Origin of the sequence: Paracoccus sp. J56 (genome assembly GCF_019633685.1) — a bacterium.
GTDB classification, from domain to species: domain Bacteria; phylum Pseudomonadota; class Alphaproteobacteria; order Rhodobacterales; family Rhodobacteraceae; genus Paracoccus; species Paracoccus kondratievae.
In genome coordinates this window covers 239,294-246,969 of sequence record NZ_JAFL01000002.1, presented here as the reverse complement: position 1 = coordinate 246,969, position 7,676 = coordinate 239,294, and the positions used below count along the sequence as shown (strand labels likewise).

The window sequence follows — 7,676 nt, the reverse complement described above, 5'->3', positions numbered from 1 at the left end:
TGGCAACCCGATATGACAGATGCCCAAAGGTCTTCCTCTCAGCCATCGCCCTCGCCGCAATCGTCATTTATTGGTTATGAGTCCTGACCCTAAGGCTGACATCCACGGCGGGAGGTACGTTGACACGCGGCAGGCTGATCCCGCAGTCCAGCCGATCTTCAAGAAAATGGGTAAAGCTTTCGATTTCCTCATAGCGAAAGATGCGATCAACCCGGTCAATTGTGGTTGTCAGGAAGTCGCTCTGAGTTCCGACCTGCGCAATTGCTGATCCCGCAGGATCAGCATAAGCAGCGGCGAAGTCTGCAAAGCTCATCCCGATCATGGTATGATCAGGGTCATCTCCATCATCGCGCAGGCGAAAACGATACCAGCTTTGCAGCCAGCTGATAGGTTCGCGCATGAGGGCGATGGTGGTAAATTTTTCGCCGGTGATCGAATGTAACCAAGGCTCGATATGGTGCCGATAGGTGCGTAGGTTGGTGTGTTTCAGTTCTGCAGGGCGTTGAACCGCCAGGTTAGCCAACCCCTCCAAAGCGGCTTCGATGGCTGTCGAGCCAGCCTTGGGTGTTGCCAGGAAAACCAGGCGTTTTTCCCAGAATATCAACATTTCTTAACACTCCTGACCACTTGACATGAGGGCTGCGATAGACATTTGCCATTCGGCTGTAAACGGCCTCTTAATCCTTTTCCCCTAACTATGCAGATCATTGGTGATGCTTGATTCGCAAACGAAGGCTTGCCTTTTGCAGCGATGAGGGGCAAATAAGAACAAGCCGTGAACAAAATGGCGGTAGGCGCAGATTGCCCCGGATGGCGGGGTGTGAAATAAGCAAGAGGACCGCATGGCAGGGGCAACACTTTTTGACATGAACGACAAGCGATCCGCAGACAAGCAAAAGGCGCTGGATAGCGCTCTGGCCCAGATCGAACGGCAATTCGGCAAGGGTTCGATCATGAGGCTGGGTGCCGATAGCCCGGTGGCTGAGATCGAGGCGACCTCGACCGGCTCCCTGGGGCTCGATATCGCTCTGGGGATCGGAGGTCTGCCCAAGGGGCGGATAATCGAGGTCTTTGGGCCCGAAAGTTCGGGCAAGACCACACTGACGCTGCATGTCGTGGCTGAAGAGCAGAAAAAAGGCGGCGTTTGTGCCTTTGTCGACGCTGAGCATGCGCTCGATCCTCAGTACGCCAAGAAGCTGGGCGTGAATCTGGATGATCTGCTGATCAGCCAGCCCGATACCGGCGAACAGGCGTTGGAAATTGTCGATACGCTGGTGCGTTCGGGTGCGGTCAGCCTTGTCGTGGTCGATTCGGTGGCAGCGCTGACGCCCAAGTCCGAGATCGAAGGCGATATGGGTGATATGCAGATGGGCAGTCAGGCCCGGCTTATGAGCCAGGCCATGCGCAAGCTGACTGCAAGCATCGGACGCAGCAACTGCATGGTGATCTTTATCAACCAGATCCGGATGAAGATCGGTGTTATGTTTGGGAACCCCGAGACCACCACGGGCGGCAATGCGTTGAAATTCTATGCTTCGGTGCGATTGGATATCCGCCGCACCGGTGCGATCAAGGATCGTGACGAGGTGATCGGCAACACCACCCGCGTCAAGGTGGTCAAGAACAAGGTGGCACCGCCCTTCCGTCAGGTCGAATTCGACATCATGTATGGCGAAGGTATTTCCAAAGTCGGTGAGCTGATTGACCTGGGGATCAAGGCAGGTGTTGTCGAGAAATCAGGCTCTTGGTATTCCTATGGCGATGAGCGCATCGGCCAAGGTCGTGAGAATGCCAAGCAATATCTGCGCGATCATCCTGATGTTGCCTATGCCATCGAAGACAAGATTCGCGCGAGCCATGGCTTGGATTTCGGGGTCGCGGAAGATGGTGACGAGGTGATGGCTGACGAGTGATCGGGAGCCTGATGCTTCCGATGAGGGCGTGATGACTGACAACCGATTGCCATTTCGCTATTTGTCATTCGTCACGCGCCCGCTTTACGGCACTCTCTTCCTCGTGGATTTCGTGGGGGCAGATGTCTTTCGAGCCGCGCAGGATTGCTGGACAGCCGCCATGGCTGGGGATAGACCGTGCGCCAAACCGGCTCTGCCTCGGTGAACCGCTTTGCGATGAAGGCCCCACATGCCCAGCTTGAATGATATCCGCTCGACCTTTCTGAACTTCTTCGAACGCAACGGTCATCGCGTTGTCGAGTCGAGCCCGCTTGTGCCGCGCAACGACCCGACGTTGATGTTTACCAACTCGGGCATGGTGCAGTTCAAGAACCTGTTCACGGGTGTCGAAACGCGGGACTATAAGCGTGCTACCACGGCACAGAAATGTGTCCGGGCGGGCGGCAAACACAATGACCTCGATAACGTAGGCTATACTGCCCGGCACCATACCTTCTTTGAGATGCTGGGGAACTTCAGCTTCGGCGACTATTTCAAGGAAGGCGCCATTCCTTTCGCTTGGGAGCTTTTGACCAAGGATTTCGGCATCCCCAAGGATCGCTTGCTGGTCACTGTCTATCATACCGACGACGAGGCCGCGAATATCTGGAAAAAGGTTGCTGGCCTGTCGGATGACCGGATTATCCGCATTCCGACCTCGGACAACTTCTGGCAGATGGGTCCGACTGGCCCCTGCGGCCCCTGCACCGAGATCTTTTATGATCACGGTGATCAGATCTGGGGTGGCCCGCCCGGTTCGGCTGACGAGGACGGTGACCGGTTTATCGAGATCTGGAACCTCGTTTTCATGCAGAACGAGCAGTTCGAAGACGGCTCGATGCGCGCGCTGGAGATGCAGTCGATCGACACCGGCATGGGGCTGGAGCGGATCGGCGCGCTGCTGCAGGGGAAGCACGACAACTATGACACGGACCTGATGCGTAGTCTGATCGAGGCTAGCGCACATGCAACCTCGAACGATCCTGATGGGCCCGGTAAGGTTCATCACCGCGTCATTGCCGATCACCTGCGCTCGACCAGTTTCCTGATCGCGGATGGCGTGATGCCCTCGAACGAAGGGCGGGGCTATGTCCTGCGCCGGATCATGCGCCGCGCGATGCGCCACGCCCATATGTTGGGTACCAAGGATCCGGTGATGCACCGTCTGGTCCCTGCGCTGGTGCGCGAGATGGGCGCAGCCTATCCCGAGCTCGGTCGCGCACAATCGCTGATCGAGGAGACATTGAAGCTGGAAGAGACCCGTTTCAAACAGACGCTCGACCGCGGATTGCGGCTGCTGGATGAGGAGCTTTCGAAGCTGCCCGAGGGGAGCGAACTGCCGGGCGAAGCTGCGTTCAAGCTTTACGACACCTATGGCTTCCCGTTGGATCTGACGCAGGACGCGCTGCGTGAAAAGGGTCGGACCGTGGATACGGCCGGTTTCGACGCTGCTATGGCCGAGCAGAAGGCTAAGGCCCGCGCTGCCTGGAGCGGTTCGGGTGAAACGAAAGATGCCGCGATCTGGTTCGACATTGCCGAAGAACATGGCGCGACCGAATTCCTGGGCTATGACACCGAAATCAGCGAGGGACAGATCCTTTCCCTTGTTCAGGAAGGGACGGCCGTTGACAGCGCCGCAGAGGGTCAGCAGGTGCAGATCGTCGTCAATCAGACGCCCTTCTACGGCGAGGCCGGTGGTCAGGTTGGCGATACCGGTCTGATCAAGACCGAGACCGGCGCGGCTCGCGTGACCGACACCAAGAAATCGGGCGGTGTTTTCATCCATATTGCCGAGGTTACACTGGGTTCGATTCAGTGTGGTCAGGGCGCGCAGCTTTCGGTTGACCATGATCGGCGCAGTGCCATTCGCGCTAATCATTCGGCCACCCACCTGCTGCATGAGGCGCTGCGTCGCGCGTTGGGTGAACATGTCGCGCAGCGTGGCAGCTTGAATGCGCCTGACCGACTGCGTTTCGACTTTAGCCACGCCAAGGCTCTGGCCCCTGAAGAGATCATTCGTGTTGAACGCGAGGTGAACGAATACATCCGCCAGAATACGCCGGTTGAAACCAGGATTATGACCCCGGATGAGGCGCGCGAGTTGGGCGCCCAGGCGCTGTTTGGTGAAAAATATGGCGATGAAGTGCGTGTCGTTGCCATGGGTGAGCTTGAGGGCTCGGGCAAGGGCGCGAATGGCCGAACCTATTCGCTGGAGCTTTGCGGCGGCACTCATGTCGCGCGCACGGGCGATATCGGGATGTTCGTCCTGACCAGCGAGACGGCCTCGGCCGCCGGTGTGCGCCGGATCGAGGCGTTGACCGGTCAGGCCGCGATGGACGAGTTGCGCCGCGTCGATGGCGAGCTGGGCGAGATTGCCGGTATCGTTAAGGCGCAGGCCGGTGATGTGGTGAGCAAGGTCCGGGCGCTGGCTGATGAACGCAAGGCTTTGGCAAACGAGGTTGCACAGCTTAAGCGTCAACTGGCCATGGGTGGCAGTGAAGCTGAGGCGCCGAAGGAAATCAACGGTATCAAGCTGATCGCCCGTCGGGTCGAAGGTGTCTCCGGCAAGGAGCTGGGGCCGCTGGTTGATGAGCTGAAATCCCGGCTGGGCTCGGGTGCAGTGGTTGTGCTGGCCGAGGCTGAAGGCAAGGCGACCGTTGCAGCGGGTGTGACTGGTGATCTGACTGACCGGATCAGCGCCGTCGAACTCGTGCAGGCCGCGACTGCTGCACTTGGCGGCAAGGGCGGCGGTGGTCGCCCTGACCGCGCCCAAGGCGGTGCGCCCAGCCTTGCAGCGGCAGATGCCGCCATCAACGCTATCGAGACCCTGATCGGAGAAAAGGCATGACCGCGCTGTGGATCGCCCATGTGAATGTCACCGACGCTGAGGCTTATGGCCGCTATGCCCAACTTGCCGGGCCGGCAATCGCAGCGTATGGCGGGGCGTTTCTGGCGCGTGGCTCGCGCTATATGCAGCTTGAGGGCAAAGAGCGTGCCCGCAACGTCGTGGCGCGCTTTCCCAGCCTTGAGGCGGCCGTGGCTTGTTACAATTCCCCCGAGTATCAGGCCGCGTTGGAGCACGCCAAAGGCGCAGCAGAGCGCGACCTTGTGATCGTAGAAGAGAACCCGGCCTGAGGCTTTTGGATGATTTCCCGCCCCTTTCGTGCTAACGCTTAAAAAAAGACGTTGAAAGGGGCAGGGAATGTGCAGGTGGGCAGCCTATCTCGGCAGTCCGATCTATCTTGAGGATGTCATCTGTCGGCCCGGCCATTCGCTGGTCCGGCAAAGTCACGGGGCGACGCGCTGTCATACCCCGGTGAATGCTGACGGTTTCGGTATCGCGTGGTATGGAGAGCGGGCCGAGCCGGGCTTGTATCGCGACATCATGCCGGCCTGGTCGGACAGCAACCTGCGCAGCCTGACTGCGACGGTGAAATCACATCTGTTTCTTGCCCATGTCCGGGCCTCGACCGGGACGGCGACCAGCCGTAACAACTGTCACCCTTTTGTCGTCGGCAGGTGGAGCTTTATGCATAACGGCCAGTTCGGCGGCTATGACAGCTATCGCCGCCATGCCGAGGTGTTGATTCCGGATGAGCTTTACCACCACCGCAAGGGCGCAACCGACAGCGAGGCGCTGTTCCTGATGGCTTTGGGCGAGGGGTTGGACGACGACCCCGCCGGGGCCATGGCGCGCGCAACCGCGAAATTCGAAGCCTTGGCGCGTGCAAGGGGCACGACGCCGCATGTGCGGCTGACTGCCGCTTTTGCCGATGGGCAGCGGCTATATGCGCTGCGCTACGCGAGCGACGAGCACGCGCCGACACTGTATCATCGCTGGTCAGGCACCCGTGGTGGCCGAGCAGTGGTTTCAGAACCGTTGGAAAGCGACGAAACCGATTGGCTTGAGGTCCCCGCGCAAAGCTTTTGTACCTTTGAGGGGGCCGAGGTCGAGATTACGCCCTTTCGTCCCGGACCGCTGCGCGCCGCTGCCTGAGCGAGACTGATCAGCTGAACGCAAGCCCGCCCTCATGGGCGAGAAAGCGGGCGATTTCCTGTACGCCCCGGCCATGGCGCAGCTCGGCCATGACAAAGGGACGCTCGCCCCGGGCTTTGCGCGCATCGCTTTCCAGCAGCGCCAGATCGACGCCGACATGCGGGGCAAGGTCGGTCTTGTTCACCACCAGCAGATCTGAACGCGCGAGCCCCGGGCCCCGCTTGCGCGGGATGTCCTGTCCGGCGGCAGTATCGATGACATAGATGGTCAGATCGGCAAGTTCGGGCGAAAAGGTCGCGGCCAGGTTATCGCCCCCCGACTCGATCAAGATCAGCTCCAGATCCGGGAAGGCGGCGCGCAAGTCGGCGACAGCGGCTAGGTTGATGCTCGCATCCTCGCGGATCGCGGTATGCGGGCAGCCTCCGGTTTCGACCCCGCGGATACGCTCGGCCGGCAGAACCTGGGCGCGCATCAATGCCTCGGCATCCTCGCGGGTGTAGATGTCATTGGTGATGACCGCCATCGACAGGCGCGGCGCGAGGGCGCGGGCCAGCTGCTCGGTCAGGGTGGTTTTGCCAGCACCGACGGGACCGCCGATGCCGACGCGCAAAGGGCCGTTGGTCATGTGCGAAAAATCCTCACATCAAGGGTTTCATGGCGCATCGCCGCCAGATCGGCGCTAAAGCAGCAGCCTTCCAGCCGGTCGCGTCCGGCGGTTGCGGCTTGGCGCGCCAGAGTGTCGATAAGCGGATGCAGACGGGCCAGCGCCACCTGTGCCTGAACCTGACCCAGTGGCAGAAAGCGCGTCGCGCCAGCGATCAGGTTGGCAGCAAAGGCGTGTAGGTAATGGGCGATGATTTCTGCTGCGGGCAGGGCAAGGTGTCGGGCTGCCTCGCCGACTGCGACGGGCAGCGGCCGTTCAGGCTGTGACCGGCCTGTCAGTGCTGCGACAGTGGTGGCAAAGGCACGGCCCTGATCCATTGTCTCGGCCAGCCGTTCGGCAGAGCTGGCCAGCGCGCGGGCCAGATCGGTAAGCTGATCCGCGTCCTCACCGCGCAGGACCAGCGCCAAAAGGACCGCGTCGATCCATCCCCCACCGTGGCGCAGTACATCCGCAACCCACGAGGCCACCCCGTCAGCGTTGCGCAGCCCCTCGGCCATCGCCTGCTCCAACCCATGTGAATAGGCAAAGCCGCCGGTCGGAAAAGCCGGGGACAGCCATTGGATCAGCGACAGGCGGTCTGGCATGGTCATATCAATGCGCGTGGTCGTGGCCCATGGTGCGACCGTGACCATAGGCGCCACCTTCGGGGGCAAAGGCAGTCATCGTTGGTGTCACCCGTGCGCCAAGACCGCGCAGCATGGCTTCAAGCACATGATCGGCCCGGATCAGCAGGTGATCGGCGTTGATCTGGCAGGGGGTGTGGCGGTTGCCGATATGCCAGGCGAGACGGGGCAACGGTCCCTCCACACGCAGACAGGGCTCCAGCGCGGCGGCGACGCCGATAAGCCGCCCGTCCTCAAGCTGCAGCGCGTCACCGGGGTCAAGGCTGACTGTTTCGGGCAGATCGGCAAGAAAGGACAGCCCGCTACGCGAAGTCATGCGCTTGCGGCGTAGAAAGCGGCCCTCATAATCAAGGGCCACAGTATCGTCGGCACAGCCAGCGTTGCGGACCACCGCAACGGCGCGCAGGGTTTGGGGCGCGATCATTGCTGCGCCCCCCGGT

Annotated in this window: 8 protein-coding genes; 4 read left to right on the top strand and 4 right to left on the bottom strand. The window is 60.7% G+C overall.

Going from position 1 to position 7,676, the window contains the following annotated elements:
• Positions 1 to 67: 67 nt before the first annotated feature.
• Positions 68 to 607 carry a sulfotransferase family protein gene (locus tag M511_RS02740; protein ID WP_085501294.1) on the bottom strand — a complete coding sequence of 180 codons (540 nt, stop codon included), beginning with the start codon at positions 605 to 607 and terminating at the stop codon, positions 68 to 70.
• A gap of 235 nt (positions 608 to 842) precedes the next feature.
• On the opposite strand from M511_RS02740, the gene recA reads away from it, so the two are divergent.
• From recA to M511_RS02720, 4 genes are all read left to right on the top strand, one after another.
• Positions 843 to 1,913: a recombinase RecA gene (gene recA, locus M511_RS02735; RefSeq protein WP_010393014.1), complete on the top strand. Its 1,071-nt coding sequence runs from the start codon at positions 843 to 845 to the stop codon at positions 1,911 to 1,913.
• A gap of 229 nt (positions 1,914 to 2,142) precedes the next feature.
• A complete protein-coding gene (gene alaS / locus M511_RS02730) occupies positions 2,143 to 4,800 on the top strand; it encodes an alanine--tRNA ligase (protein ID WP_085501293.1) in 2,658 nt (885 codons plus the stop codon).
• The gene (locus tag M511_RS02725) at positions 4,797 to 5,087 is read left to right on the top strand and encodes a DUF1330 domain-containing protein (RefSeq protein ID WP_085501292.1); all 291 of its coding nucleotides are present in this window, start codon (positions 4,797 to 4,799) and stop codon (positions 5,085 to 5,087) included. Before alaS ends, M511_RS02725 begins: the two co-directional genes overlap by 4 nt.
• A gap of 67 nt (positions 5,088 to 5,154) precedes the next feature.
• A complete protein-coding gene (locus M511_RS02720; RefSeq protein ID WP_010393007.1) occupies positions 5,155 to 5,949 on the top strand; it encodes a class II glutamine amidotransferase in 795 nt (264 codons plus the stop codon).
• Positions 5,950 to 5,959: 10 nt separating this feature from the next.
• Here M511_RS02720 and ureG read toward each other — a convergent pair whose 3' ends face one another.
• Genes ureG through M511_RS02705 form a run of 3 tightly spaced genes read right to left on the bottom strand, consistent with a single transcriptional unit; the run spans position 5,960 to position 7,660 of the window.
• A complete protein-coding gene (gene ureG, locus M511_RS02715; protein ID WP_085501291.1) occupies positions 5,960 to 6,574 on the bottom strand; it encodes an urease accessory protein UreG in 615 nt (204 codons plus the stop codon).
• Positions 6,571 to 7,245, bottom strand: a complete 675-nt coding sequence (locus tag M511_RS02710; RefSeq protein WP_010393004.1) for an urease accessory protein UreF — start codon at positions 7,243 to 7,245, stop codon at positions 6,571 to 6,573. The genes ureG and M511_RS02710 overlap by 4 nt, the downstream gene beginning before the upstream one ends.
• Positions 7,205 to 7,660 carry an urease accessory protein UreE gene (locus tag M511_RS02705; protein WP_010393002.1) on the bottom strand — a complete coding sequence of 152 codons (456 nt, stop codon included), beginning with the start codon at positions 7,658 to 7,660 and terminating at the stop codon, positions 7,205 to 7,207. The genes M511_RS02710 and M511_RS02705 overlap by 41 nt, the downstream gene beginning before the upstream one ends.
• Positions 7,661 to 7,676 lie beyond the last annotated feature (16 nt).

Coding starts and splice junctions, on each gene's coding strand:
- alaS (WP_085501293.1), top strand. CDS start 2,143: ATGCCCAGCTTGAATGATATCCGCTCGACCTTTCTGAACTTCTTCGAA.
- M511_RS02705 (WP_010393002.1), bottom strand. CDS start 7,660: ATGATCGCGCCCCAAACCCTGCGCGCCGTTGCGGTGGTCCGCAACGCT.
- M511_RS02740 (WP_085501294.1), bottom strand. CDS start 607: ATGTTGATATTCTGGGAAAAACGCCTGGTTTTCCTGGCAACACCCAAG.
- recA (WP_010393014.1), top strand. CDS start 843: ATGGCAGGGGCAACACTTTTTGACATGAACGACAAGCGATCCGCAGAC.
- M511_RS02725 (WP_085501292.1), top strand. CDS start 4,797: ATGACCGCGCTGTGGATCGCCCATGTGAATGTCACCGACGCTGAGGCT.
- ureG (WP_085501291.1), bottom strand. CDS start 6,574: ATGACCAACGGCCCTTTGCGCGTCGGCATCGGCGGTCCCGTCGGTGCT.
- M511_RS02710 (WP_010393004.1), bottom strand. CDS start 7,245: ATGGTCACGGTCGCACCATGGGCCACGACCACGCGCATTGATATGACC.
- M511_RS02720 (WP_010393007.1), top strand. CDS start 5,155: ATGTGCAGGTGGGCAGCCTATCTCGGCAGTCCGATCTATCTTGAGGAT.